General features: G+C 55.0%; 25 protein-coding genes and 1 other RNA gene. 6 read left to right on the top strand and 20 right to left on the bottom strand.

Going from position 1 to position 26,419, the window contains the following annotated elements:
- Nucleotides 1-47: 47 nt before the first annotated feature.
- The 6 genes from ACIP6T_RS19330 to xerD all read right to left on the bottom strand — a co-directional run bounded on the left by ACIP6T_RS19330 (nt 48) and on the right by xerD (nt 7,221).
- Nucleotides 48-899, bottom strand: a complete 852-nt coding sequence (locus tag ACIP6T_RS19330) for a MurR/RpiR family transcriptional regulator (RefSeq protein ID WP_097096162.1) — start codon at nt 897-899, stop codon at nt 48-50.
- Nucleotides 900-1,030: 131 nt separating this feature from the next.
- Entirely contained in the window at nt 1,031-2,551 is a 1,521-nt protein-coding gene (gene lysS, locus ACIP6T_RS19325) for a lysine--tRNA ligase (protein ID WP_345828416.1), read from the bottom strand.
- Between the two features lie 9 nt (nt 2,552-2,560).
- A protein-coding gene (gene prfB / locus ACIP6T_RS19320; RefSeq protein ID WP_097096160.1) for a peptide chain release factor 2 occupies nt 2,561-3,659 on the bottom strand; the annotation gives its coding sequence in 2 pieces (ribosomal slippage) (nt 2,561-3,583 and nt 3,585-3,659; 1,098 coding nt in all).
- A gap of 198 nt (nt 3,660-3,857) precedes the next feature.
- Nucleotides 3,858-5,585 carry a single-stranded-DNA-specific exonuclease RecJ gene (recJ, locus tag ACIP6T_RS19315; protein WP_097096159.1) on the bottom strand — a complete coding sequence of 576 codons (1,728 nt, stop codon included), beginning with the start codon at nt 5,583-5,585 and terminating at the stop codon, nt 3,858-3,860.
- Between the two features lie 6 nt (nt 5,586-5,591).
- The gene (gene dsbC, locus ACIP6T_RS19310) at nt 5,592-6,305 is read right to left on the bottom strand and encodes a bifunctional protein-disulfide isomerase/oxidoreductase DsbC (protein WP_097096158.1); all 714 of its coding nucleotides are present in this window, start codon (nt 6,303-6,305) and stop codon (nt 5,592-5,594) included.
- A gap of 22 nt (nt 6,306-6,327) precedes the next feature.
- Entirely contained in the window at nt 6,328-7,221 is an 894-nt protein-coding gene (gene xerD / locus ACIP6T_RS19305; protein WP_370659792.1) for a site-specific tyrosine recombinase XerD, read from the bottom strand.
- Between the two features lie 100 nt (nt 7,222-7,321).
- Between xerD and fldB the strand changes: the two genes are divergently transcribed.
- Nucleotides 7,322-7,840: a flavodoxin FldB gene (gene fldB / locus ACIP6T_RS19300; protein ID WP_097096157.1), complete on the top strand. Its 519-nt coding sequence runs from the start codon at nt 7,322-7,324 to the stop codon at nt 7,838-7,840.
- On the opposite strand, the gene ACIP6T_RS19295 is transcribed toward fldB, so the two are convergent.
- Both ACIP6T_RS19295 and sdhE read right to left on the bottom strand, forming a co-directional pair.
- Nucleotides 7,837-8,256, bottom strand: a complete 420-nt coding sequence (locus tag ACIP6T_RS19295) for a protein YgfX (RefSeq protein WP_345828412.1) — start codon at nt 8,254-8,256, stop codon at nt 7,837-7,839. The genes fldB and ACIP6T_RS19295 overlap by 4 nt on opposite strands.
- Complete coding sequence (gene sdhE, locus ACIP6T_RS19290; RefSeq protein ID WP_007890277.1) at nt 8,231-8,497, bottom strand: FAD assembly factor SdhE; 267 nt, start codon at nt 8,495-8,497, stop codon at nt 8,231-8,233. The genes ACIP6T_RS19295 and sdhE overlap by 26 nt, the downstream gene beginning before the upstream one ends.
- Nucleotides 8,498-8,714: 217 nt before the next feature.
- Between sdhE and ygfZ the strand changes: the two genes are divergently transcribed.
- Nucleotides 8,715-9,698 carry a tRNA-modifying protein YgfZ gene (gene ygfZ / locus ACIP6T_RS19285; RefSeq protein ID WP_400458435.1) on the top strand — a complete coding sequence of 328 codons (984 nt, stop codon included), beginning with the start codon at nt 8,715-8,717 and terminating at the stop codon, nt 9,696-9,698.
- A gap of 71 nt (nt 9,699-9,769) precedes the next feature.
- Here ygfZ and ACIP6T_RS19280 read toward each other — a convergent pair whose 3' ends face one another.
- The 9 genes from ACIP6T_RS19280 to ACIP6T_RS19240 all read right to left on the bottom strand — a co-directional run bounded on the left by ACIP6T_RS19280 (nt 9,770) and on the right by ACIP6T_RS19240 (nt 20,849).
- Nucleotides 9,770-10,423, bottom strand: coding sequence for a hemolysin III family protein (locus ACIP6T_RS19280; RefSeq protein WP_097096154.1), 654 nt, complete (start codon nt 10,421-10,423; stop codon nt 9,770-9,772).
- 241 nt (nt 10,424-10,664) lie between these two features.
- Nucleotides 10,665-11,408, bottom strand: a complete 744-nt coding sequence (locus ACIP6T_RS19275) for an SDR family oxidoreductase (protein ID WP_097096153.1) — start codon at nt 11,406-11,408, stop codon at nt 10,665-10,667.
- A gap of 186 nt (nt 11,409-11,594) precedes the next feature.
- A complete protein-coding gene (gcvP, locus tag ACIP6T_RS19270; protein WP_400458433.1) occupies nt 11,595-14,468 on the bottom strand; it encodes an aminomethyl-transferring glycine dehydrogenase in 2,874 nt (957 codons plus the stop codon).
- A gap of 99 nt (nt 14,469-14,567) precedes the next feature.
- Entirely contained in the window at nt 14,568-14,954 is a 387-nt protein-coding gene (gcvH, locus tag ACIP6T_RS19265) for a glycine cleavage system protein GcvH (protein ID WP_097096151.1), read from the bottom strand.
- A 22-nt stretch (nt 14,955-14,976) separates the two neighbouring features.
- Nucleotides 14,977-16,074 (bottom strand): glycine cleavage system aminomethyltransferase GcvT, encoded by a 1,098-nt coding sequence (gene gcvT, locus ACIP6T_RS19260; protein ID WP_400458430.1) that lies wholly within the window; start codon nt 16,072-16,074, stop codon nt 14,977-14,979.
- A 422-nt stretch (nt 16,075-16,496) separates the two neighbouring features.
- Nucleotides 16,497-17,699, bottom strand: coding sequence for an FAD-dependent 2-octaprenylphenol hydroxylase (gene ubiI, locus ACIP6T_RS19255; protein ID WP_400458429.1), 1,203 nt, complete (start codon nt 17,697-17,699; stop codon nt 16,497-16,499).
- A 20-nt stretch (nt 17,700-17,719) separates the two neighbouring features.
- Nucleotides 17,720-18,898, bottom strand: a complete 1,179-nt coding sequence (ubiH, locus tag ACIP6T_RS19250; protein ID WP_097096148.1) for a 2-octaprenyl-6-methoxyphenyl hydroxylase — start codon at nt 18,896-18,898, stop codon at nt 17,720-17,722.
- Nucleotides 18,895-20,217 carry a Xaa-Pro aminopeptidase gene (gene pepP, locus ACIP6T_RS19245; protein WP_400458427.1) on the bottom strand — a complete coding sequence of 441 codons (1,323 nt, stop codon included), beginning with the start codon at nt 20,215-20,217 and terminating at the stop codon, nt 18,895-18,897. The genes ubiH and pepP overlap by 4 nt, the downstream gene beginning before the upstream one ends.
- Nucleotides 20,218-20,267: 50 nt before the next feature.
- Nucleotides 20,268-20,849, bottom strand: coding sequence for a YecA family protein (locus tag ACIP6T_RS19240; protein WP_097096146.1), 582 nt, complete (start codon nt 20,847-20,849; stop codon nt 20,268-20,270).
- Between the two features lie 170 nt (nt 20,850-21,019).
- On the opposite strand from ACIP6T_RS19240, the gene zapA reads away from it, so the two are divergent.
- The 3 genes from zapA to ACIP6T_RS19225 all read left to right on the top strand — a co-directional run bounded on the left by zapA (nt 21,020) and on the right by ACIP6T_RS19225 (nt 22,249).
- Nucleotides 21,020-21,349, top strand: coding sequence for a cell division protein ZapA (gene zapA / locus ACIP6T_RS19235; protein WP_007890288.1), 330 nt, complete (start codon nt 21,020-21,022; stop codon nt 21,347-21,349).
- 39 nt (nt 21,350-21,388) lie between these two features.
- Nucleotides 21,389-21,572, top strand: a non-coding RNA gene (gene ssrS / locus ACIP6T_RS19230) — 6S RNA.
- Nucleotides 21,573-21,652: 80 nt separating this feature from the next.
- Nucleotides 21,653-22,249 carry a 5-formyltetrahydrofolate cyclo-ligase gene (locus tag ACIP6T_RS19225; RefSeq protein WP_345828399.1) on the top strand — a complete coding sequence of 199 codons (597 nt, stop codon included), beginning with the start codon at nt 21,653-21,655 and terminating at the stop codon, nt 22,247-22,249.
- Between the two features lie 38 nt (nt 22,250-22,287).
- Here the strand turns inward: ACIP6T_RS19225 and serA are convergent, their stop codons facing one another.
- Together serA and rpiA are read right to left on the bottom strand one after the other, a co-directional pair.
- Nucleotides 22,288-23,526, bottom strand: coding sequence for a phosphoglycerate dehydrogenase (gene serA, locus ACIP6T_RS19220; RefSeq protein ID WP_345828398.1), 1,239 nt, complete (start codon nt 23,524-23,526; stop codon nt 22,288-22,290).
- A gap of 279 nt (nt 23,527-23,805) precedes the next feature.
- On the bottom strand, nt 23,806-24,465 hold the full coding sequence (rpiA, locus tag ACIP6T_RS19215; RefSeq protein ID WP_345828397.1) for a ribose-5-phosphate isomerase RpiA: 660 nt from the start codon (nt 24,463-24,465) through the stop codon (nt 23,806-23,808).
- A gap of 180 nt (nt 24,466-24,645) precedes the next feature.
- On the opposite strand from rpiA, the gene ACIP6T_RS19210 reads away from it, so the two are divergent.
- A complete protein-coding gene (locus tag ACIP6T_RS19210; RefSeq protein ID WP_097096142.1) occupies nt 24,646-25,551 on the top strand; it encodes a LysR family transcriptional regulator ArgP in 906 nt (301 codons plus the stop codon).
- 38 nt (nt 25,552-25,589) lie between these two features.
- Here the strand turns inward: ACIP6T_RS19210 and ACIP6T_RS19205 are convergent, their stop codons facing one another.
- Nucleotides 25,590-26,318, bottom strand: coding sequence for an oxidative stress defense protein (locus ACIP6T_RS19205; RefSeq protein ID WP_400458423.1), 729 nt, complete (start codon nt 26,316-26,318; stop codon nt 25,590-25,592).
- Between the last annotated feature and the right edge of the window lie 101 nt (nt 26,319-26,419).

Genomic DNA, 26,419 nt, shown 5'->3' with positions numbered 1-26,419 from the left:
CACTGCTTTGGTGAGATTTCTGGCGCGCAGTGCGCCAGCACGGCGCACTATTCTAGTTCATCGAGGGATTGGTGTAGCGCTTCAATTTGCGCGAGATGATCGTTGCTGGCTTTACCCATTTGTCGGGCCACCAGTGAACAGAGCAGATTACACACGCCAGAGAGCGCGGCGGTGCTATCGAAGATCAGGCTGCTATCGGTATGGCAGCGAATCACCCATTGCGCATGGCGCGCCGGTTTGCCGGAGAGCACGTCGGCGATATACAGCATGGGCACATTGCGCTCGGCTAATGCATTCATGGCCGTTTCCAGCGCCGGCATACGGCGGCGCAGTCCGACGCAAATTACCACGTCTTGCGCCGTCAGCGCTGCCATATGTTCCGCCAGCGAATCGCCCGGACGCGGCAGCAGGCGCACATCAGAATGGATATGAATCAGATCGCGATAGATCAAATGTGCAATGGTTTGGCTGTGGCGCCAGCCCATCACCACCACACGACGTGCCTGGCTGATAGCCGTCACCGCCTGCTGCAGCTGTTCGCTATCCAGCGTGCGATAGCTGTTGACCAGGTTGGCGATCTCTTTTTCCAGGTGCTGCTGCATGATGCTGGCCAGCGGCGATGCGCTGGGTGCCGGTTGCAGATAAAGCGGCGAACCGCTGCTCTGCATCTCGCGCGCCTGACGGCGTGCGGCTTCATAACTCTCATAGCCGAGATGACGAAAGAAACGTGTGGTGGTGGCTTTCGAGACGCCTGCGCTGTGCGCCAGTTCAGTGGCGGTGTTCATGGCTAACTGCCCGGGCGCGGCGAGAAGCACGTCGGCTAAGCGCTGTTCGTGGCTGGAGAGCTGATCCCAGTGCTGACGAATCCGGCCCTCTAACGTTGCCGCTTTTGCACTCATGGTGTTTCCCTGAAAATGAAAAAAACCATCCTGCACAGAGCGTGCCGGGTTGTCATCAGGAATTTTGTTTTATGCCGCTGGAATAAAAAAAGGTCGCCATGAATGGCGACCCTACGAGATATCGGAGAGGATTACTTGCCGGTTGGACGCAGTGCCGGGAACAGGATCACGTCGCGGATGGTGTGGCTGTTGGTAAACAGCATCACCATACGGTCGATACCAATACCCAAACCTGCGGTTGGCGGCAGGCCGTGCTCCAATGCGGTGACGTAATCTTCATCGTAGAACATCGCTTCGTCATCACCGGCATCTTTGGCATTCACCTGCTGCAGGAAACGCTCAGCCTGATCTTCTGCATCGTTCAGCTCCGAGAAGCCGTTACCGATTTCACGGCCGCCGATGAAGAATTCAAAGCGATCGGTGATTTCCGGGTTCTCGTCGTTACGACGCGCCAGCGGGGAAACCTCAGCCGGATATTCGGTGATGAAGGTTGGCTGAATCAGGTGCGCTTCGGCGGTCTCTTCGAAGATCTCCGTGACCACGCGGCCCAGTCCCCAGCTCTTCTCAACTTTGATATGCAGCGAGTTAGCAATCGCCACCGCTTTATCGAAGTCTTCCAGATCGCTCAGGTCGGTTTCCGGACGGTATTTCTTGATCGCTTCACGCATGGTGAGCTTCTCAAACGGCTTGCCGAAATCGAAGCTGTGATCGCCATACGGCACTTCGGTGGTGCCCAACACATCCTGCGCCAGAGTGCGGAACAGGCTTTCGGTCAGCTCGATCAGATCTTTGTAATCCGCATACGCCATATAGAGCTCCATCATAGTGAACTCTGGGTTATGACGCGGCGAAATACCTTCGTTACGGAAGTTACGGTTGATCTCGAACACGCGATCAAAACCGCCTACCACCAGACGCTTCAGGTACAGCTCTGGCGCAATACGCAGGTACATATCGATGTCGAGCGCATTGTGATGGGTGATGAACGGACGCGCAGAGGCACCGCCAGGAATCACCTGCATCATTGGCGTTTCCACTTCCATGAAGTCGCGGTTAACCATGAACTGGCGAATGCCGGCCATGATCTTTGAGCGTACTTTGAAGGTGTTACGTGATTCGTCGTTAGAGATCAGGTCCAGGTAACGCTGACGATAACGGGTTTCCTGATCGGCCAGGCCGTGGAATTTATCCGGCAGCGGACGCAGCGCTTTGGTCAGCAGACGCAGCTCAGAGATGTGGATCGACAGCTCACCGGTTTTGGTCTTGAACAGCTTACCGCGCGCGCCAAGGATATCGCCGAGATCCCACTTTTTGAACTGCTCGTTGTAAACGCCTTCTGGCAGATCGTCGCGAGATACGTAGATCTGAATCTGGCCGCCGACATCCTGCAGGGTGGCGAAGGAGGCTTTACCCATGATGCGGCGCGTCATCATACGACCGGCCACGCTCACTTCGACGCCCAGCGCTTCCAGCTCTTCGTTGCTCTTTTCGTCATAGCTGGCGTGCAGCAGATCGGACGTGGTATCACGGCGGAAATCGTTGGGAAACGCCACGCCTTTTTCACGCAGCGCGTTGAGTTTTTCGCGACGCGCTTTCAGTTCGTTATTTAACTCAAGGGCGGCATCAGCGCTCTGCGGTTGTTGTTCAGACATGTCGGTTCCTTATAGCCCTGCTTTTAAACTTGCTTCAATAAAACGATCGATATCGCCATCCAACACCGCCTGGGTGTTGCGGGTTTCTACGCCGGTGCGCAGATCCTTGATGCGTGAATCGTCGAGAACATAAGAACGGATCTGGCTGCCCCAGCCGATATCAGACTTGTTATCTTCCGCTGCCTGCTTGTCCGCGTTTTTCTTCTGCATCTCATATTCGTACAGCTTGGCGCGTAACTGCTTGAAGGCCTGATCTTTGTTCTTGTGCTGTGAACGGTCGTTCTGGCACTGCACCACAATGTTGGTCGGCAAGTGGGTAATACGCACCGCAGACTCGGTTTTGTTAACGTGCTGGCCGCCCGCACCGGAGGCACGGTAAACGTCGATACGCAGATCGGCGGGGTTAATGTCGATATCGATGTTGTCATCCACTTCCGGGTAGATAAACACCGAACTGAATGAGGTATGGCGACGGCCGCCGGAATCGAATGGGCTCTTACGCACCAGGCGATGGACGCCGGTTTCGGTGCGCAACCAGCCAAACGCGTAGTCGCCGATGATTTTAATGGTAGCGGATTTAGTACCAGCCACTTCACCGTCTGACTCTTCGATAATTTCGGTTTTATAGCCTTTGGCTTCGGCCCAGCGCAGATACATGCGCAGCAGCATGCTGGCCCAATCCTGCGCTTCGGTGCCGCCGGAACCGGCCTGAATATCCATGTAGCAATCAGCGCTGTCATATTCGCCAGAGAACATGCGGCGGAATTCCAGTTCGCCCAGCTTCACTTCCAGCGCATCCAGCTCGGCAACGGCTTCGTTGAAGGTCTCTTCGTCGTCGGCTTCTACCGCCAGATCCAGCAGGCCCTGCACATCTTCCAGGCCCTGACGCATATGATCTAGGGTTTCAACCACCGCCTCAAGCGAAGCACGTTCTTTACCCAGCGCTTGCGCGCGATCGGGTTCGTTCCAGACGTCCGGCTGTTCCAGCTCGGCGTTTACTTCTTCAAGGCGTTCTTTCTTGGCATCGTAGTCAAAGATACCCCCGAAGAACGTCGCTGCGCTCACTGAGGTCCTGGATACGATTTTTGACCGGATTAATTTCAAACATGGCTTTTCAGTCTTTTTTGACGATTCGGTGAAAGGAGATAAAAACTAACGCGCTAGTTTACCCGAAAGCACACCCACTTTGTAGCGGCGCGATTTATCGCGTATTGAATTGCGCCGCTACCATGTGTGCTTTCGATAATGAGGGTTTTTCATGCCTTAACGGACAACCAGTAGCGCATTGATGGCGACTTCATTTTTCCTACATCGGCCAGAGATGATCGATGATCAGCTGCACCGAGCGATTGCCGCGATACTCATTGATATCCAGTTTATAGGCCAACTGCACCTGCCGCACGCTGGTGTCTGGCCACAGCGTAGTATCCACGTTGAAGGCGATGCCATCTAACAGCGGGCCGCCGCCGATAGGCTCGATCATCACTTTCAGATGGCGTTCGCCCACCAGGCGCTGCTGCAGCAGTTTGAATTTACCGTCGAATACCGGTTCCGGGAATGCCTGACCCCACGGACCCGCTTCGCGCAGCATTTCAGCGGTGTGCAGCGTAAACTCCTGCGCATGCAGTTCGCCGTCTGACCAAATCACGCCCTGTAACGCTTCGCCATCCAGCCACTCATCAATAAGCGCGGCAAAACGTTCACGGAATGGTTCGTACTTTTCGCTTTGCAGCGACAAACCTGCCGCCATCGCATGACCGCCAAACTTAATCATCATGCCGGGGTACAGCGTGTCGAGACGCTCCAGCGCATCGCGCAGATGTAAACCGGCAATTGAGCGACCGGAACCTTTCAGCGTGCCGTCACCGGCAGGCGCGAAAGCAATCACCGGGCGATGAAAGCGCTCTTTCAGCCGCGAAGCGAGGATGCCGACCACGCCCTGATGCCACTCCGGATGATAGAACGCCAGGCCAAGCGGCAGATCGGTATGCTGGCGCTCGAGCTCATCGCACAACGCCAGCGCTTCGCTCTTCATGCCCTGCTCAATCTCTTTGCGCGTCTGATTGAGCGCATCGAGTTCATTCGCCAACATGCGTGCCTGGGAAATGTCTTCGGTGAGCAACAGCGCCACGCCAACCGACATATCATCCAGACGACCGGCGGCATTGAGACGCGGACCGACAGCAAAACCGAGATCGCTGGCGGCGAGCTGACGCGCATCGCGATTGGCAATTTCTAACAGTGCGCGAATACCCGCGCGGCATTTACCCGCGCGAATGCGACTTAAGCCTTGCCACACCAGAATGCGGTTATTGGCATCCAGTGGTACCACGTCCGCCACGGTGCCCAGCGCCACCAGATCCAGCAGTTCCGCCAGATTTGGCTCCGCACGACCGGCACTAAACCAGTTTTGCTGACGCAGATGCGCACGCAGCGCCAGCATCAGATAGAAAGCAACGCCAACACCCGCCAGCGAGCGCGAAGGGAATGCGCTGTCGTTGAGATTGGGATTCACAATCGCTTCGGCGGCGGGCAAGGTGTCGCCCGGCAGATGGTGATCGGTAACCAGCACCGGAATGCCATGCTGATGCGCAGTATCGACGCCGGCGTGCGAGGAGATACCGTTATCGACGGTGAGGATCATCTCTGCACCGCGCGCTTTGGCCTGCTCAACCACTTCCGGACTCAATCCGTAGCCATCTTCAAAGCGGTTTGGCACCAGATAATCAACGTTACCGCCCAGGCTACGCAGTGCCAGCACGGTTAGCGCCGTGCTGGTGGCGCCATCGGCATCAAAGTCACCAACTACCACGATGCGCTTGCCGGTTTGCAGCATCTGATGCAGCAGCGTAACCGCGCCTTCAATACCGCCGAGGGTTTGCCACGGCAGCAAATGTTTGGCACCACGTTCCAGTTCCAGCGCATCTTTCACGCCGCGTTGCAGATAGAGACGACGAAGCAAAGGGGGCAAATCAGCGGGCAAGCTGGCGTCGGCCTCAGCTTCGCGCCGACGGAGTTCAACAGAATGAATCACTGTGCGTTAACCGCCACGCTTCTGGCCGTCAAGCACTTGCTTCAGCTCTTGCGGTCCCTGATAGCCAGGAATCATCATACCGCTATCGGTAAGAATGGCCGGCGTGCCCTGAATACCAAACAGGATGCCCAGTTTGTACTGCTGTTCGATATTGATTTTGCAGGTGGCGGGCGCATCCATTTGCGGCGCATCGCCTTTCATCGCGGCATCGAAAGCTTTGTTGCGATCGGCGCTGCACCAGATGGCACGCATGGCTTTTTCAACCTGACCGTTCAGCCCTTCACGCGGGAAAGCCAGATAACGAACGGTGATGCCGAGCGCATTGTAGTCCGCCATCTGCTCATGAAGCTTACGGCAGTAGCCACAGGTGATATCGGTGAACACGGTAATGACGTGCTGCTCTTTAGGCGCTTTGTAGACAATCATGTCAGGCGCCAGCGCGCTGACTTTTTTGTCCAGCAGCTGATTGGTGACGTTAACCGGCTGAGTGCCGCTAACATCATAAAGCGGCCCCTGAATCATATGTTTACCGTCTTCAGAAACATACAGCACGCCACTTTCTGTCAGCACGGTTTTCATGCCCGGCAGCGGTGAGGGCTGGATTTCCGCCTGTTGCAGGCCCAGTTTTTTCAGCGTTTGCTGAATGGCGTTGTCATCGGCATGCGCCAATCCAGTGAATGCGCTGACCAGCAGAGCCAGCATCGTGAGCTGCTTTTTCATCTTAAATCCTTGTTACCGCTTGTTAAGCGCGCGGATGATGCTGTTGATGTAACAGACGCAGGCGCTCAGTGGCGACATGCGTATAAATTTGCGTCGTCGAGAGGTCGCTGTGGCCCAGCAACATCTGTACGACGCGTAAATCGGCGCCATGGTTCAGTAAATGTGTGGCAAATGCGTGGCGCAACACGTGCGGCGACAGCTTTTCGCTATCAATACCGGCAAGGGTCGCATAGTGTTTGATGCGATGCCAGAAGGTCTGCCGCGTCATTTGTTGCGCACGCTGGCTGGGGAACATCACATCCAGCGTTTGCCCATTCAGCAGCCACGGCCGGCCATGTTCCATATAGTATTCAATCCAGTAAACCGCCTCTTCACCTAACGGCACAAGGCGCTCTTTGTTGCCTTTACCGATGACCCGCACCACGCCCTGGCGCAGGCTGATATCACTGATGGTTAACCCTACCAGCTCGGTAACGCGTAATCCGGTGGCGTACAGCAGCTCCAGCATCGCTTTATCACGCAGTTCCAGCGGCACATCAATGCTGGGTGCCTGTAACAAGCGTTCAACCTGATTTTCACTGAGATCTTTCGGCAAGCGCTGCGGCAGCTTAGGGGCAGAAAGCAGCGCGCTGGGATCGTCGCTGCGCACTTTTTCCCGATACAAATATTGGCACAAGCGGCGAATGGCGCTGAGGGTGCGCGCGGAGCTGGTGGCTTTATAGCCGCCCTCGACGCGCTCGGCGAGAAACTGCTGTAAATCAAGCGCTTCTAGCGTCAACAGCGTACGATCGTGATGGTGCAGCCAACCGATCAGCGTTTGCAAATCCTGCCGGTAGGACGCGAGCGTGTTCTGCGCCAGATTACGTTCAATCCAAAGCGCATCGAGAAACTGTTCGATCAGATCGCTGTCCTGCACTGTTATCTCCGCCCGTGTGAAATCGTGCTCATTATGCCTGAAAGTAGCCTGCTTCTGGTACAATTGCCCCCGAGTCAGTTTCAGTCAGAGCATTAATTGCATGAATATTGGATTATTTTACGGTTCCAGTACCTGTTACACCGAGATGACTGCGGAGAAAATTCGCGACTTTATCGGCGAAGAATTAGTCACGCTGCACAATTTGAAAGATGACGATCCGTCGCTGATGGAGCAGTACGATTTGCTGATCCTGGGTATTCCCACGTGGGATTTTGGTGAGTTGCAGGAAGACTGGGAAGCGATTTGGCCGCAAATCCCGGCCCTGAATCTGCGCGGCAAAATCGTGGCGCTGTACGGCATGGGCGACCAGGGTGAATATGCCGAATGGTTTCTCGATGCGCTCGGCATGCTGCACGAGCTGCTGCAGCCAATGGGCGTGCAGTTTGTCGGTTACTGGCCGCTGGAAGGCTACGAGTTCACCAGTAAAAAACCGCTGACTGCCGACGGCGCACAGTTTGTGGGTTTAGCGCTTGATGATGTGAATCAGTTCGAATTGAGTGATGAGCGCATCGAACAGTGGTGCGAACAGATTCTGACAGAAACCGCGGCGCTGCTTTAAGGCAGCGTTTGCCCCTCATGCAGAAAACAGCAGGCGCGTAACGTGCGCCATTCACCGGGCGGCAGATTATCGTGCATCAGCCACAGCCGCCAGCGCTTACCCTGCTGATTACGCAGCACCAGCAAGACGCCAAACGGCAGCCAATCCGCTTTACGTTCTGTTCGCCAGCGCGCCTCACGCCACAGCCACTCGCCGTTCACGTCCAACGCCAGACAGCCTACGCGCTGCACCAGATGTCGCTCGTTACGCCAGCCTTCCACCAGCAGCAGTACTAAAATCGGCGCTTTACACCACGCCCATTCGTCTGGCCAGCTCAGGCTCAGCAGTAGAGCCACGCACAGCGCAAACAGCGCCACATTCAGTGCTCGCGCACTGGGTGACGCCCGCAGATTACATCGCCACCGGACCGCGTTCACGATTGCGCTGCTGAATCAGTTTCACCATGCGTTTGAACTCGGGATCCACCGGTTCACCGTGATTCATCAACCAGTTGAACAAGTCAGGATCGTCACTCTTCAGCAGCGCGATAAACACCTGCTTGTCGGTATCATTAAGCGAATCATATTCGTACTTAAAGAACGGCATAATAGCGATATCCAGTTCCAGCATACCTCGGCGGCACGCCCATTGGACGCGGGCTTTGTCATTAATTTCCATGTCTCTCATTCCATGGCTAAAAACAGTGGGCTCAGTGTACCTGCTTTTTTTTCTCGCTGCAGGCGCTGTGCTTATCCCTGTGCAATGTCACGGCGTTACAGCCCCTGATTTGCAAAGGACATCACGCGATTTGTGCGCCAGATTCAGTAAACAGGTTGCAAAGCCGCACTGCTCTTTTACCATTGCTACCTATTACCTCATTAATCAGGAATGACCCATGTCGATTTTTACCCTTCCTCCCCGCCAGCCTGCTGCATCGGCACGCCTGCCTTTAACCCTGATGTCGCTCGACGAATGGGCACTGGTTAAGGTGCAGGGCAAGGACAGCACCTCTTATCTGCAAGGTCAGTTGACGTTGGATGTCGCCGCCATGGATGCAACACAACATCGCCCGGCCGCACACTGCGATGCTAAGGGGAAGATGTGGAGCAACATTCGTCTGTTCCATCGTGGTGAAGGTTATGCCTACACGGTTCGTCGCAACCTGCGCGAGCAGCAGCTGACTGAGCTGAAGAAATATGCGGTGTTCGCCAAGGTAACACTCGTCGCTGATGATGAAGCGGTGTTGCTGGGCGTCGCCGGCTTCCAGGCACGTGCCGCGCTGGCAAACCTGTTCAGCACGCTCCCGGATGCGGAAACGCCGGTGGTGCAGCAGGATGAGAGCACGCTGCTGTGGTTTGCGCAGCCCGCTGAGCGTTTTCTGCTGGTGACGACGCCAGAACAAGCGCAGGTGCTTAAAGAGAAACTCGCCGGTGAAGCACAGTTTAACGACAGCCTGCAGTGGCTGGCGCTGGATATCGAAGCGGGTATTCCGGTAATTGAAAGCGCCACCAGCGCACAGCTGATTCCGCAAGCCACCAATCTGCAGGTGCTGGATGCCATCAGTTTCAAAAAAGGCTGCTACACCGGCCAGGAAATGGTTGCGCGCGCTAAATTCCGCGGCGCTAACAAACGTGCACTTTATTGGCTGGCTGGAAGCGCCAGCAAGGTACCCGATGTTGGTGGCTCGCTGGAACTGCAAATGGGCGACAAATGGCGTCGTACCGGTACGGTGCTCACTGGCGTGCAGCTGGATGACGGCAGCGTGTGGGTGCAAGTGGTGATGAACAATGATCTGGAGCCGGAAAGCGTGCTGCGTGTGGAAGGCGACGAAAGCGGCAAACTGACGATTCAGCCGCTGCCATATTCATTGGCAGAATGATTGACGCTGTTTTAGGTGCACATGAATGCGCACCCTACGAAGTTCGTGCGGTTCTCATGTAGGGCCGCAAGTTACATCACATAAAAATAGATTGCGCAGAAGTGCAATACGCTGCCGCCAAGCACAAAGCCATGCCAGATAGCGTGGCTGTAAGGAATGCGGCGCGAGACGTAGAAAATCACCCCGAGCGAATAGACCACGCCACCGGCTGCCAGCAGCCAAATCCCGCCCGGCGACAGTTTGATTGCCAGCTGATAAATCACCACCAACGACAACCATCCCATGCTGAGATAGGTCACCAGCGACAGCGCTTCAAAGCGGTGGGCAAACGCAATTTTGAACAGCACGCCGATCAGCGCCAGACTCCAGATCACCACCATCAAGCCCTGCGCTAGCGGCGAGTTCAGGCCTACCAGCAAAAACGGTGTATAAGTGCCGGCAATCAAAACATAGATGGCGCAGTGGTCGAATTTTTTCAGCCAGTATTTAGCTCTCTGATGCGGAATTGCATGATAAAGCGTTGAGGCAAGGTACAGCAAAATAATGCTGCCGCCATACAAACTGTAGCTGGTAATGGCTGTGATGTTAGCTTGAGATTCGACGGCTTGCGTTAGCATTAAGACCAAGCCGATGATGCCGAAAATGCAGCCAATTCCGTGGCTGATGCTATTGGCAATCTCTTCTGCCAATGAGTAGCCCTCGGCAATAATTCGGTTCTGTACCATGGAAGGGGATTCCTGAAAAACGGAAAAAGCGAGTGTGCTATTTCTGAGCAACCAGAGTAGCGAAGATAAATTTCAGAGTACACATGTACGCTAAAATAAATGTGTCAGCGGGTGTGAACGGCTAGCGCGCAAATTTGGCTGCATTAACAGGTATCAGTCACCATGAATGGCGACCCTATAATATTCGGGTACGATTTTGGAACGGCTTTTATAGGGACAGCATACATGCCAAACAGGTCAATTAGCGTCCGCCGGCGGCATCAATAAAAGTGCCCGTCACGTACGACGCAGCATCACTTGCCAGCCAGACAATTGCCTCGGCGATCTCTTCCGCCTGGCCGCCGCGCGCCATGGGAAGCGCACTTGCTAAACGATCCACTCGGCCCGGTTCGCCGCCATCGGCGTGCATTTCGGTATAAATCAGGCCTGGACGCACGCTGTTAACGCGAATGCCCTGCGCCGCCACTTCCAGCGATAAGCCTTTAGTTAGCGTATCCATCGCCCCTTTCGACGCGGCGTAATCCACATATTCACCTGGCGCACCGAGGCGTGACGCGGCAGATGACACATTGACGATGGCACCACCTTTGCCACCATGATGCGTGCCCATGCGTTTAACCGCTTCGCGGCAGCAGATAAAGGTACCGAGGACGTTGGTGGCGAACACGCGCTGAATGCGCTCGGCATCCAACTCTTCAACCCGACACTGGGTAAACAAAATTCCGGCGTTATTCACCAACACGCGCAGCGCGCCGTCTTGCTCATCCAGTTGGGCAAACATGCGCATCACCTGTGCCTCATCAGCGATATCGGCTTGTAGCGCAAAAGCGCTGCCGCCCTGCGCTTCAATTTCTGCCACCACGCTTGCCGCTTCAGCTGCACGCTGGCGATAGTTAATCGCTACACGATAACCGGCCTGCGCCAGCAATAAGGCCGTTGCACGTCCAATGCCGCGACTGCCGCCCGTCACCAAAGCCAGATCCATTTTTGCCTCCAAAACAAAAGGGCCGAATAGTCGGCCCTTAATAAAATATATCCGGAATTTTAGCCTAAATAATTTGAGATGCAGCAAGGCGGCAAGCTCGTACATCCTCGGGAGCTTACATCGGTAAGTGACCGGGGATGAAGGAGCGCAGCCAACGCCGCTGCAGCTTAAGGTATGACGGCTAAATTACTGGTATTCGCTCATGGGTACACACGAACAGAACACGTTGCGGTCACCAAATACATCGTCCAGACGTTTAACGGTCGGCCAGTATTTGTTAGCGCTGCCTGCCGGGAACACCGCCAGCTCGCGGGTGTACGGGTGTGCCCAGTCGCCGACGATTTCTGTCTGCGTGTGCGGGGCGTTCACCAAGGGGTTATCCTCCAGCGGCCACTCGCCATCGGCAACGCGGTCGATCTCCATGCGGATGGCCAGCATCGCATCGATAAAGCGGTCCAGCTCAATTTTGCTTTCCGATTCCGTTGGTTCAACCATCAGCGTACCCGCAACCGGGAATGACATGGTAGGTGCGTGGAAACCATAATCGATCAGACGCTTGGCGATATCCAGTTCACTAATGCCGGTTTGCTCTTTCAGCGGACGAATATCGAGAATACATTCGTGCGCCACGCGGCCATCGCGACCTGCGTACAGAATCGGATAAGCGGATTGTAGACGGCTGGCAATGTAGTTGGCATTCAGAATCGCCACTGAACTCGCCTGCTTCAGGCCTTCCGCGCCCATCATGCGGATATACATCCAGCTGATTGGCAGAATCGAGGCGCTACCGAAAGGAGCTGCAGAAACTGCGCCCTGCTGCGTCAGCACGCCGTCAATTTGTACCACGCTGTGACCCGGCACGAACGGCGCCAGATGCGCTTTCACGCCGATGGGGCCCATGCCCGGGCCACCGCCGCCGTGCGGGATGCAGAAGGTTTTGTGCAGGTTGAGGTGCGAGACATCCGCGCCAATATAACCTGGCGTGGTGATCCCCACCTGCGCGTTCATGTTAGCGCCGTCGAGATACACCTGGCCGCCGTGCTGATGCACGATCTGGCACACTTCGCGAATGGTCTCTTCATAAACCCCGTGCGTTGACGGGTAAGTCACCATAATGCACGACAGCTGCTCGCCTACCTGCGCCGCTTTCTCACGCAAATCGCCAAGATCGATATTGCCTTGTTTATCGCAAGCCACAACGACAACCGACATGCCCGCCATCTGCGCTGACGCCGGGTTGGTGCCGTGGGCCGAGCTTGGGATCAGGCAGACATTACGGCCGCCTTCGTTGCGGCTTTCATGGTAACGACGAATCGCCAACAGACCCGCATATTCACCCTGTGCGCCTGAGTTTGGCTGCATGCACAGCGCGTCGTAGCCAGTTAGCTGTACCAGCCATTGCGATAGCTGACCAATCATCTGCAGGTAACCCGAAGCCTGATCTGCCGGGCAGAACGGATGCAGCTCGGCAAATTCAGGCCAGGTGATCGGAATCATTTCAGCAGCGGCGTTAAGTTTCATGGTGCACGAGCCGAGTGGGATCATCGCCTGATTCAGCGCCAAATCCTTTTTCTCCAGACTGTGCATATAACGCATCATCTCAGTTTCGCTGTGATGACGGTTGAACACCGGATGCGTCAGGAAGGCGCTTTCACGCACCTGACCGGCCGGAATCGCACTGTTTTCCGCCGCCACCGCCGTATCCAGCACATCAATATCCTGGCCGTGCGCATCGCCCAGCAGGATGGCGAACAGTGCCAGCACGTCTTCACGCGTGGTGGTTTCATCCAGCGTAATGCCAACGGCATTATGGATATCACTGCGCAGATTGACGCCAAAGCTCAGTGCACGGTTCAGCATCGCGGCTTTATCAGCAACGTCTACCGTTAGCGTATCAAACCAGCTGTTGTGGCGCAGTTTCAGGCCACCATTCTGCAGGCCAGCAGCCAGAATGCTGGTCAGACGATGAATGCGGGAAGCAATGCGCTTCAGGCCAGCCGGGCCGTGATAAACAGCATAAAGACCGGCGATATTCGCCAACAGCACCTGCGAAGTACAGATGTTGGAGTTGGCTTTCTCACGGCGGATATGCTGCTCACGGGTTTGCATCGCCATACGCAGCGCGGTGTTACCGGCGGCATCGCGTGATACGCCAATGATACGACCCGGCATTGAGCGCTTGTGTTCATCGCGACTGGCGAAGAACGCAGCGTGCGGTCCGCCATAACCCATCGGCACGCCGAAACGCTGTGCGGAACCGAACACGATATCTGCGCCCTGCTTGCCTGGCGCTTCTAACTGCACCAGCGCCATAAAGTCTGCCGCGACGCTCACCACCACTTTGCGGCTTTTCAGCTCGGTAATCAGTGAACGGTAATCGTGCACTTCACCGTGTGTACCCACCTGTTGCAGCAGCACGCCAAACAGATCGTCGTGATCCAGCGCCTTGTCTGCACTATCAATAATCAATTCGAAACCAAAGGTCTCGGCGCGAGTACGCACCACATCCAGCGTTTGGGGATGAATGTCATTGGCGATGAAGAATTTTGTCGCGTTTTTCAATTTGCTGACGCGCTTAGCCATCGCCATAGCTTCTGCGGCGGCGGTGGCTTCGTCCAGCAACGAGGCGGACGCGATGTCCAGACCGGTCAGATCCAGCGTCAGGGTTTGGAAGTTCAGCAGCGCTTCCAGGCGGCCCTGCGACACTTCTGGCTGATACGGCGTATACGCGGTGTACCAGCCCGGATTTTCCAGCATATTGCGCAGGATAACCGGCGGCGTGATCACCGCGCTGTAGCCCATGCCGATCCAGGATTTGTAGCGGTGGTTCTGACTGGCAATGGCTTTCAGCTCTGCCAGCGCTTGCTGCTCGGTCGCGGCATCGCCCACTGCAGGCGGGCCTGGCAGCTGGATATCAGCAGGCACAATAGAACTGATCAATGATGAGAGCGAACGGGCACCAATCGCTTCCAGCATTAAGGCCTGTTGTTCCGGCGTAGGACCGATGTGGCGCTCAATGAAAGCACCGTTATGTTCGAGCTGGCTGAGAGTCTGGGTCATTTGCAGTAAATCCTGAATCGGGCTGGGTTACAAAAATGGCGTTAAGTCAGGCAGATAAAAAAGAAGGCGCCGCTGTGCGTCACCTTCTGTCACTACCGGTTACTCGTCAATCGCGGCTTTGTAGGCATCGGCATCCAGCATGGAGTCGAGCTCTGATTCGTCGCTGGCTTTGATGCGGAACAGCCAACCCTCGGCGTACGGCGCGCTGTTAACCAGTTCCGGCGAATCGCCTAGCTGATCATTCACCGCAACGATTTCACCGCTTAAGGGTGCATAGATGTCAGAAGCGGCTTTCACCGACTCCGCGACCGCGCAGTCATCACCCGCCGCGAAGGAGACGCCGACGTCTGGCAGATCGACAAACACCATATCGCCCAGCAGTTCCTGTGCGTGTTCGGTGATACCTACCGTGAAGGTGCCGTCAGCTTCTTTACGGACCCATTCGTGGCTATCGCGGTATTTCAATTCACTTGGCACATTGCTCATTGGCCATTTCTCCTGAAAAAAATTACTGGGCGACCGGCTTACCGGCGCGAACAAAAATCGGTTTAGTGACTTTTACTGGCATTTCACGATTGCGGATTTCCACAATCGCCTGCTCGCCAATTCCCGCCGGCACACGTGCCAGCGCAATGCTGCAACCCAGCGTTGGCGAGAAGGAACCACTGGTGATAATACCCTGCTGCGGCTGGCCTTGTTCATCGGTGAAGCGCACAGTGAGACCGTTACGCAGCACCCCTTTTTCGGTCATCACTAAACCAACCAACTTTTCGGTGCCTTTTTCGCGCTGCGCTTGCAGGGCATCACGACCAATAAAATCACGATCGGCGGGCTCCCAGCTGATGGTCCAGCCCATGTTAGCAGCCAACGGCGAAACGCCTTCATCCATCTCCTGACCATACAGATTCATGCCCGCTTCCAGGCGCAGCGTGTCACGCGCGCCTAAACCCGCCGGTTTAACACCTACGGCCAACAGCTGCTGCCAAAAAGCAGCGGCTTCAGTGGCAGGCATGGCAATCTCGTAGCCTGCTTCGCCGGTGTAACCGGTCGTTGCGATGAACAGGTTTTCCGCTTGTACACCGAAGAACGGCTTCATGCCGGTCACGGCGTCTCGCTGAGCGGCGCTAAACAGCGTTTGCGCTTTCTGCTGCGCATTCGGACCTTGCACCGCAATCAGCGCCAGATCGTCACGCTCAGTCAATTCCACGCCAAACGGCTGCGCATGCTGTTTAATCCACGCCAAATCTTTCTCACGCGTGGCGGAGTTAACCACCAGACGGAAGAAATCTTCGCTCATAAAGTAAACAATCAAATCATCGATGACGCCAGCCGAGGCATTCAACATGCCGGTGTAAAGCGCTTTGCCGGGCTGAGTCAATTTGGCGACATCATTTGCTAGTAGATAGCGCAGAAACTCGCGGGTACGTGCACCGCGCAGATCGACGATGGTCATGTGGGAAACATCAAACATGCCGGCATCGTTGCGCACCGCGTGATGCTCATCCATTTGCGAGCCGTAATGCAGCGGCATCATCCAACCGTGGAAGTCCACCATGCGGGCACCGCATGCCTGATGCTGTTCGAATAGAGGCGTTTGCTGAGTCATAACCATCCTGTGAAAACAAGTAAGTGTGACGCGCCTGCGTCGCCTTATCAGGCTGACGCAAACGTTCTCTTTGTGCTGAAGTTATCACCGAATGCGGCAATTAACCATAAGCAAAACGAGGGTGAAACCCTAGCACCTTTCAACACCTCATCGAACACAGAACAGCATAAATCACTGCATTATTGTGATTAGCCTCGCACAAAATACGACTAAATTACTTTCATGCAGCAAACTGAGTGAATCAGGACCACAAACTTAAGGATGAGCATGGCAGCAACACTGATGTAGCATGAGATAAACTAATGCGAATTAAGGGGTAAAATTAGAATAAATCAAACGAGGCGCGATCGCGGTGCAGCGGTGCATCTTTACGGTGCAATAGACAAAAACGGCGCCCAATTGGGCGCCGTCAGCAAGGTGAATTAACGGATCCAGCTGGGCAAGTCGTTCAGCCCCATTGCCTGTTTAAGCATCATGGGTTTAACGCCCGGTAAAGTATCGGCCAGCTTCAGACCGACATCACGCAGCAGCTTTTTCGCCGGATGCGTGCCGGCAAACAGCTCGCGGAAACCTTGCATCCCCGCCAACATCATCGCTGCACTGTGCTTGCGGCTGCGCTCATAGCGGCGCAAATAGAGATGCTGCCCAATATCTTTACCTTCCTGATGCAGTCGACGGATCTCACCAATCAATTCTGCGGCATCCATAAAGCCGAGATTCACACCCTGTCCGGCCAGCGGATGAATGGTGTGTGCTGCATCACCCACCAATGCCAAGCGGTGCGCGGCGAAGTTACGTGCATAACGTGCCGTCAGTGGGAAGGTTCTGCGCTCACTCTCGACCTGACACAGGCCCAGCCGCATATCAAACGCCACCGACAGCTGTTGGTTAAACAGCGCTTGCGGCATGGATTGCAGGCGCGTAGCTTCCTGCGGCGAGAGCGACCACACAATTGAACACAGGTGCGGATCCTGCATCGGCAGGAACGCCAGAATGCCATCGCCATGAAACACCTGACGCGCGATGGCATCATGCGGCATGTCGGTGCGGATATTGGCCACTAATGCATGATGCTCATAATCCCAGAAGGTGAGCGGGATATCGGCTTTATCACGCAGCCAGGAATTTGCGCCGTCAGCGGCAACCAGCAAACGTGCGCTCATCATGCTGCCATCTTGCAACGTAATGAAGGCTTCGTTATCACCAAAGGCCACCTGCTGCAACTGCGCGGGCGCAAACAGCGTGATATCGCTGCTGTTGCTGGCACGCTGCCACAAAGCGCTATGAATCACTTCGTTTTCGATAATATGGCCGAGATGCGATAGCCCCTGCTGTTCATCATCAAAACTGATCGAGCCGAAGCTGTCCTGATCCCACACTTCCATACCGTGATAGGCGCTGGCACGCAGGGCCAGAATGCTTGACCATACGTCAAGCTTTTGCAGCAGACGTTCGCTGGCAGCATTGATGGCAGAAACGCGAATCGACGCGTTAGCCGCCGGATCAAATTGTGGCTCAGGTGCCTTTTCCAGCACGGCAACGCGTAAGCCGCTACCTTGTAATCCGCAGGCGACGGCCAACCCCACCATGCCGCCACCGGCGATTGCCACATCAAAAGTTTGCATTGCTGCCCCTTAGTTCGTGCTTAACGCTTCACCCAGCCGAGCGTGCGCGCGGCAAGTGGGTTTCGCAGCCAAGGCAGATGGTCCATTGCCACCAGCCCAAGATTTCGTCCTGCTACTAACGGCGCATAGCGGTTAGCAAACAGTCGGACTAAACCGTCGGTAACGCCAATTGTGGCGGCACGATCGGGCTGACGCCGCGCGGCAAAGTGCTGCAATACGGCAAAACTGCCGGGATCGTGCTGCTGACGCCACGCCCCTGCTAACGTCTCTGCCAGTGACATAACATCGCGCAGGCCAAGATTGAAACCTTGTCCGGCGATCGGGTGCAGCGTCTGCGCCGCATTGCCCACCAGCGCCAGCCGATGCGTTACCTGACGTTCGGCGGTTTGCAGCGCCAGGGGATAATGTTCGCGTTGCCCAGCGTGGGTGAAACGCCCCAATCGCCAGCCAAACGCACGCTGGAGCGCTTGCAGGAAAGTCGCCTCGTCCCATTGCTTAATGGTTGCTTGCGCAGCAATCGGGTGACACCACACCAGCGACATACGGTTGCCGGACATCGGCAGCAACGCCAGCGGGCCATGTTCGGTAAAACGTTCGAAGGCGCGGCCCTGGTGCGGCAATTGCGTTGCAACATTGGCGATAACGGCCAACTGTTGATAATCATCGCGCTGCCAGGTGATGCCGCAGGAGGCGCCCAAAGGTGAACGCGAGCCATCGGCGGCTACTAATAATGCGCCATCCAGCTGTTCGCCGCTGCTGAGCGTAACCTGTACGCTATCCGGCGTACGTGTCACAGAAGTGACGTGATCCGGACAGCGTAGCGTAACGCCGGGAGCCGTTTTCAGACGCTGAAAAAGGCGCTGCCCAACATCAAAAAGCTCCACCACCTGACCGAGCGCAGGCAGTTGATGATCGTCCGCTTTGAGCGAGACGAAGCCGGTATGACCGCGATCGGAGACGTGGATATCGGTGATAGCAGTGGCGCAATCCGCCAGTGAACGCCATAGGTCGATATCGGCTAATTGCTGGCAAGTGCCAGCCGCCAATGCAATGGCACGGCCATCGAAGCCCGGATGCGCACGGCTATCGGGTTGGCTACGCTCAATCAAGGTGACCGGTAGCTGGCCTTGCGTCAGGTGAGAAATCGCCAGCGCCAGAGTCGCACCAGTCATGCCGCCGCCGGCAATTAAAATACTCATGCGTGGCGTGCCGCCGCCATCAGCGCTTCGATCGCGTCAGCATCTTTCACCACGCTGTCTGTAAGATTTTCGTTGCCGTCCGCGGTGATGACGATGTCATCTTCGATGCGAATACCAATGCCACGATATTGCGGCGGCACTTTGGCATTTGGCGCGATATACAAGCCTGGCTCAACGGTCAGCACCATACCCGGCTCAAGAATGCGGTCGCGGCTTGGCGTGCCGTAATGGCCGACGTCGTGCACATCCAGCCCCAGCCAGTGGCTCAAACCGTGCATAAAGAACGGGCGGTGCGCCTGTTCTTCAAACAGCGTATCGATATTGCCATCCAGAATGCCGAGATCGACCAGGCCGGTAATCATGATGCGCACCACTTCGTCATTAACGTCATGGATGCTGATACCCGGGCGGAACATCGACAACGCTTTGTACAGCGAAGCGAGCACGATGTCGTAGATGGCGCGCTGCGGCTCACTAAACGTGCCGTTGACCGGGAAGGTGCGGGTGATATCACCCGCGTAGCCATGGAATTCGCAGCCAGCATCAATCAGCACTAAATCGCCGTCGCGCATTTCCGATTCGTTTTCGGTGTAGTGCAGAATGCAGCCGTTTTCGCCAGAACCAACGATAGTGTTGTAAGAGGGAAAACGCGCGCCGTGGCGATTGAATTCATGATGAATTTCACCTTCCAGCTGATATTCGAACATACCAGGACGACAGGCCTGCATGGCTCGCGTGTGCGCCAGCGCGCTGATTTTGCCCGCACGGCGCAGAATCTCAATCTCTTGTGCACTTTTGAACAGGCGCATCTCATGCACCCACGGACGCCAGTCGGTGATCGTATCCGGCGCACTGAGGTTTTGACGGAAGCCGCGACGCAATTTATCCAGCGCGCTAAACACCAGCTGATCCGCCTCAGCGTATTCGCCCTGCGCGTGGTACACCACGTCCAAACCATTCAGCAATTGATGCAGCTGCTCGCCGATGTCATCCCACGGCAAGGCGCGATCGACACCCAATTTAGCCGGTGCGGCGTCCTGACCAAGACGGCGACCAAACCAGATTTCGGCGGTCAGATCGCGCATACGATTGAACAACACGCTGTGGTTATGCGTGTCATCGCTTTTGATTAATACCAGCAGCGCCTGCGGTTCGTTAAAGCCCGTGAAATACCAAAAATCACTGTTTTGACGAAAGTTATATTCGGTATCGTTGCTGCGCGTCACTTCAGGTGCAGCAAAAATCAATGCGGCACTGCCTGGCGCCATGCGGGCAATCAGCGCCTGACGACGCTGTTGAAACGTATCCAGAGTAATCATGTTTGCACTCCCTGTTGAAAACGGGCCACAACGTACCCGCATTGACGCGCTTAGTGTAACGTCGGTTTCTGCACTTCGGGTGCCGTTGGCTGATGCTGACGTGTGAAGGTGTCGTGGCACAGCAGAGCGGCTACGCGCACGTACTCAATCACCTCTTCCAGCGACTGCTCCAGCTCTTCCTGATCTTCGTCTTCGTCATAACCAAGTTGCGCGATGGTGCGCAGATCGTCGATGGCTTCACCGGTTTCGCCGGTGACTTTTTCCAGCTTAGGCTGTGTAACCCCTAAACCGAGCAGGAAATGGTTTACCCAACCGGCCAGCGCATCCGCGCGATCGAATACCGTGATGTCATCATCTTCCGGCAACATCAACTGGAACATGAAGCCTTCGTCTTCCAGCGTATTCGCCAGGCTTTCATGCAGCGCCTGCAACGGCTGAGACAGGCTTTGTGAAAACGCCATGCCTTCGTTGGTAAGATCGTGAACCATGGTTTTCCAGCTGGTATCCTGATTGCCGCCGCACAGAATCCCAGAGAGAAGTCCGTGCATTTCGGCTGGCGTCATACCCACGCCCTGCTGAGAAAGGGCCGCGGCCAGCGCGTTGTAACTAGGCGATGCGTTCGGTAAAGACATAAGCTTTGGTCGTCGTTGACAGAATAAGTTCGTGTTATGCTACCACCAGGTGCCTCTGGGTTTCCAGAAAAGGGGTTGTAAGTTATAACTCGGGTATATATAGTTTCGCTCCTCCCAACCCATTGACCGGTAAGGGAGATGCGATCGAAGTAATCAGTCAGGATGGTGGCATGTCTGCACAACCAGTAGATATTCAAATTTTTGGTCGTTCATTGAGAGTGAATTGTCCGCCTGAACAGCAAGATGCGCTGAATCTGGCCGCAGAGGATCTCAATCAACGGTTGCAAGATTTAAAAGTTCGCACTAGAGTCACCAATACAGAGCAACTGGTGTTCATCGCCGCGTTAAACATCTGCCACGAGTTGGCACAAGAGAAAGGTAAGACGCGCGACTATGCAGCAAACATGGAACAACGTATCCGCATGCTGCAACAGACCATTGAACAAGCGTTAGTTGAGCAAGGTCGCATAACCGATCGCCAGGGCCCTAATTTTGAATAAAGCTTCATGGTCCTCATGCTAGAGTGACGGTGAAGTACATTTTCTCTGAGATGTTTGCAAGCGGGCCAGTCCCCTGAGCCGATATTTCATACCAACAGAATGTGACGCTCCACAATTTGTGCGCATGCTCGGTCCGTCCGAGAAGCCTAATAGTTGTGACGGCATGTTCACCTTGAACCAAGGGTTCAAGGGTTACAGCCTGCGGCGGCATCTCGGAGATCTCCCTTCAGTAGTAAATCTGTTTCCCCGGTTCGCATGATATAATCGCTTTTAAAAAGCGATTATTCCGGGGATGTAGATACCATGCCAGCGCCCTCACTTCTCGACCGTCACGATATTCGTCAGCATGTGCGCCATTTGCGCCGCAACCTCACGTCTGAGCAGCAGGAACAGGCCGCCGATCAGCTGGCTGAACACGCCATTAATATTGCGCCGATCGCCAATGCCCAACGCATCGCGCTGTTTTTATCGGTTGATGGTGAAATCAATACCCGCCCGCTGATCGCCAAACTGTGGCAGCAAAAAAAGCAGGTTTATCTGCCGGTGCTGCACCCTTTCTCGCCAGGCAATCTGCTGTTTATTCGCTACACGCCTGAAACCACCCTTATGCCTAATAAACTGCGCATTCCGGAACCGCCGTTAGATATCACGCAACTGGCCACGCTGGACCAATTAGATGTAATGCTGGTGCCGCTGGTGGCGTTTGACCACCAGGGCCAACGTTTGGGGATGGGCGGTGGATTCTACGATCGCACGCTGCAAAACTGGCAGCAGCATGGTTTTCTTCCGGTGGGCATTGCGCATGATTGCCAGCGCGTGGATGCACTCCCCGTCGCGGCATGGGATGTCCCGCTGCCAGCAATATTGACGCCATCTAAACTGTGGCAATGGGAAGCGTAAGCAGAAAAAACAAAGGGCGCCAACGGCGCCCTGTTCGATCAGTACAACAGACGAGCGCGAATGGTGCCTGGAATGGCCTTCATCGCCTGTAGCGCTTTATCCGCCACATCTTCTGACGCATCAATATCAATGACCACGTAGCCCATTATCGGCGTGGTTTGCAGATACTGCGCAGCAATGTTGATGCCCTGCTCAGCAAAAATCTGGTTGATAGCCGTCAATACACCCGGACGGTTTTCATGGATGTGCAGCAGACGGCTGGCGCTGGCTGCGTGCATCGGCAATGACACTTCCGGGAAGTTAACTGCAGACAAAGTAGAGCCGTTGTCAGAGTACTTTGCCAGCTTGCCAGACACTTCTAAGCCGATATTTTCCTGCGCTTCCTGGGTTGAACCACCAATGTGCGGCGTCAAAATCACATTGTCGAACTCGCACAGCGGAGAGTTGAAAGGATCGCTATTGGTGGCAGGTTCAACCGGGAAGACGTCAATAGCGGCACCGGCCAGATGCTTGTTTGCCAGCGCATTACACAACGCGGGGATATCAATCACGGTTCCGCGCGCGGCGTTGATCAGCAGCGAGCCCGGCTTCATTAGTGCCAGCTCTTCAGCACCCATCATATTTTGCGTCGATGGCGTTTCTGGCACGTGCAGGCTGACCACATCGCTCATGTTGAGCAAGTCAGAGAGATGGCGAACCTGCGTAGCGTTACCCAGCGGCAGTTTGCTTTCGATATCGTAGAAGAACACGTGCATACCCAGGCTCTCGGCCAGCACACCCAGCTGCATGCCGATATGGCCATAGCCGATGATACCCAGTTTTTTGCCACGCGCTTCGTAGGAACCGTTAGCGACTTTATTCCAGATACCACGGTGTGCTTTGGCGTTCGCCTCCGGAATACCTCGCAGCATCAGCAGCATTTCGCCAATCACCAGCTCAGCCACCGAACGGGTATTCGAGAACGGTGCGTTGAACACCGGTACGCCGCGTTTCGCCGCAGCGCCAAGATCAACCTGATTAGTACCGATACAGAAGCAGCCGACAGCCACCAGCTTTTCAGCGGCAGCAAAGATCTCTTCAGTCAGTTGGGTGCGGGAACGGATACCAATGAAGTGCGCATCGCGGATGGAGGATTTCAGCGACTCCGCATCCAGCGCCCCTTTGTGAAACTCGATGTTGGTGTAGCCTGCTGCACGCAGGTTTTCCAGCGCACTCTGGTGAACGCCTTCCACCAGCAGGAACTTAATCTTGTCTTTTTCCAGTGATACCTTTGCCATTTCCCGACCCTATTCAGAATTCAACGAGGACTACCATAAGGTAGCCTTCTGTCAAAATATCAAATATTTCGTGCGCAGCAATACAAACGATTGCCTGGCGACCAGCACGCGCCCATGCGTAGACAGCACAAAGCCGTACAAAATCATGGCATCTCTATAGGACAGAGTACGAACCTGCTGCTGATGAACCTTTTGTGACATAAGTCACCAAATTTCAGCCTGGCGAGAAAAGATGTTTTGCGCATGGAAATAACCGGCGCACTGCCTGCGCCGGACAGATCATTTTACGATGGTTTTCACGCCTTCAGCGCTGCCAATCAGCGCAACATCGGCACCGCGCGCGGCAAACAGGCCAACCGTCACCACGCCTGGCAGCGCGTTAATGGTTTTTTCCAGCTCGATGGGATCAAGAATACGCAGATTATGTACGTCGAGAATAATGTTGCCGTTATCGGTGATAACGTTCTGACGATACTCGGGCAAGCCGCCCAGCTTCACCAGTTCACGTGCCACAAAGGAACGCGCCATGGGAATGACTTCAACCGGCAGCGGGAAGTGGCCCAGTACATCAACTTCTTTCGATGCATCCGCAATACAGATAAATTTCTTCGCCACTGCGGCGACGATTTTCTCGCGGGTTAGCGCGGCGCCACCGCCTTTGATCATCTGCATCTGCGGGTTGATTTCATCAGCACCATCTACGTAAACCGACAGCTCATCAATCTCGTTAAGATCGAAGACATGGATGCCTAAGGCTTTCAGTTTCTCGGTTGAGGCTTCCGAGCTGGAAACCGCGCCTTCAATCTGATTCTTGATGGTGCCGAGCGCATCAATGAAATGCGCTGCGGTTGAACCTGTACCAACACCGACAATCGTGCCCGGCTCTACGTATTTTAGCGCTGCCCAACCTACCGCTTTTTTCAGTTCATCCTGGGTCATGGTATGTTTAAAACCTGTGCGACATCGAAGTGTGCGTAGTATAAAACAAGGCGTCGTAAAAAAGCGCGACTGTTAAACCGCCGATTTACGTCTTTGGAAGCCAGCCCGCAAAAAAGCGCCGCAGCACAATTTGACAGTTTTATGGCATAGTAATGTCCACCTGAACGAGAGAGAACAACAATGAAACGCCCGGATTATCGAACGCTTCAGGCGCTGGATGCTGTGATTCGTGAGCGCGGCTTTGAGCGCGCGGCACAAAAACTTTGTATTACGCAATCTGCGGTTTCTCAGCGTATTAAACAGCTGGAGAATTTATTCGGTCAGCCGCTGCTGGTGCGTACAGTACCGCCGCGTCCCACCGAGCAGGGACAAAAATTGCTGGCGTTATTGCATCAGGTTGAGCTACTGGAAGAGGAGTGGCTAGGTGACGATAACGGCGGAACAACGCCACTGCTGCTGTCGCTGGCGGTCAACGCCGACAGTCTGGCAACCTGGCTGCTGCCGGCGCTAAAAGATGTGCTGGCCGATTCGCCTGTGCGTCTGAATTTGCAGGTGGAAGATGAAACCCGCACCCAGGAACGTCTGCGTCGCGGTGAAGTGGTTGGTGCAGTGAGTATTCAGCCGCAACCGCTACCAAGCTGTTTGGTGGATCAACTGGGCGCATTGGATTATCTGTTCTGCGCATCGCCAGAATTTGCCGCACGCTATTTCCCAAACGGCGTTACGCGCTCGGCGTTACTGAAAGCGCCGGCGGTGGCATTCGACCATCTGGATGATATGCATCAGGCATTTTTACAGCAGAACTTTGACCTGTCGCCGGGCAGCGTGCCCTGCCACATCGTTAACTCATCAGAAGCCTTTGTGCAGTTAGCCCGCCAGGGTTCCGTGTGCTGTATGATTCCGCATCTGCAAATTGAGCGCGAGCTGGCGCAAGGTGAGCTGGTGGATTTAACGCCGGGTTTGTACCAGCGTCGGATGCTGTATTGGCACCGTTTTGCTCCGGAAAGTCGCTTGATGCGCAGCGTAACAGATGCGCTGATCGCGCATGGTCATCGCGTGCTGCGTCAGGATGTTTCGCCGGTGTAATGTTCAGGTCGCCATAAATGGCGACCTGATATCAAGCGTTACGGCGTATTCGGTTTGATTTCGAATACAACATCCACCTGATCGTCGAAGTGAATGCTCTGCTGCTCGTAAGTTTGCTGCGCGGTGGTGTCTGCGGGTGCGGCGGCGGCTTTATACATGCGCGCCATCGGCATTGGCTGGTAGTTAGCAACGTGATAACGAATGCTGTACACCGAACCCAATTTTGCGTTGAAACCTTCTGCCAGCGCATTTGCCTGCTGCGTCGCATTGGCGATTGCCACTTTACGCGCCTGCTCTTTATAGCTGTCCGGATTCGCCACGCCCAACTCCACTGAACGGATCTCATTCAGGCCCGATTTCAGCGCACCATCCAGCAGTTCGTTCAGCTTATCTAGCTTACGCAACGTCACCTGGACCTGACGCTCAGCACGATAACCTTTCAGTACTGACTTACCCTCTTTGGTGTAGTCGTACTCCGGCTGCGTACTCAGGTTTGCCGCATCGATATCTTTTTTCTCAATACCATTCTTTTGCAGGAAATCGAAGTATTGCGCCACGCGGTCATCAGCTTGTTTTTTTGCTTCCGCCGCGTCTTTCGAGGAAACATTAACCACAATAGCGAGCGTCGCAATATCGGGTTTGGCATCAACACTTGCTTGCCCAGAAGTCACCACATGCGGTCCATTTGGCAATTCACCCGCCTGGACTAAACCGGACATTGCGCCAGTGCTCATTACGGCGGCTAGCGCCAGTGCTTTCAGTTTCACGAAAGTCCTCCTTGAGGGATTCAATTTGCAGGTCGCCACTATGGCTAAACCCAAAACACATTACCATGCGTGATGGTCTGAGTTTTGAATTGACAAAAAGT

It is taken from the genome of Pantoea sp. NPDC088449 (assembly GCF_044753225.1).
In the GTDB taxonomy this organism is placed as follows: domain Bacteria; phylum Pseudomonadota; class Gammaproteobacteria; order Enterobacterales; family Enterobacteriaceae; genus Pantoea; species Pantoea floridensis.
Note: the sequence above shows the minus strand (reverse complement) of the source record. Positions and strands in the feature narration are given on the sequence as shown.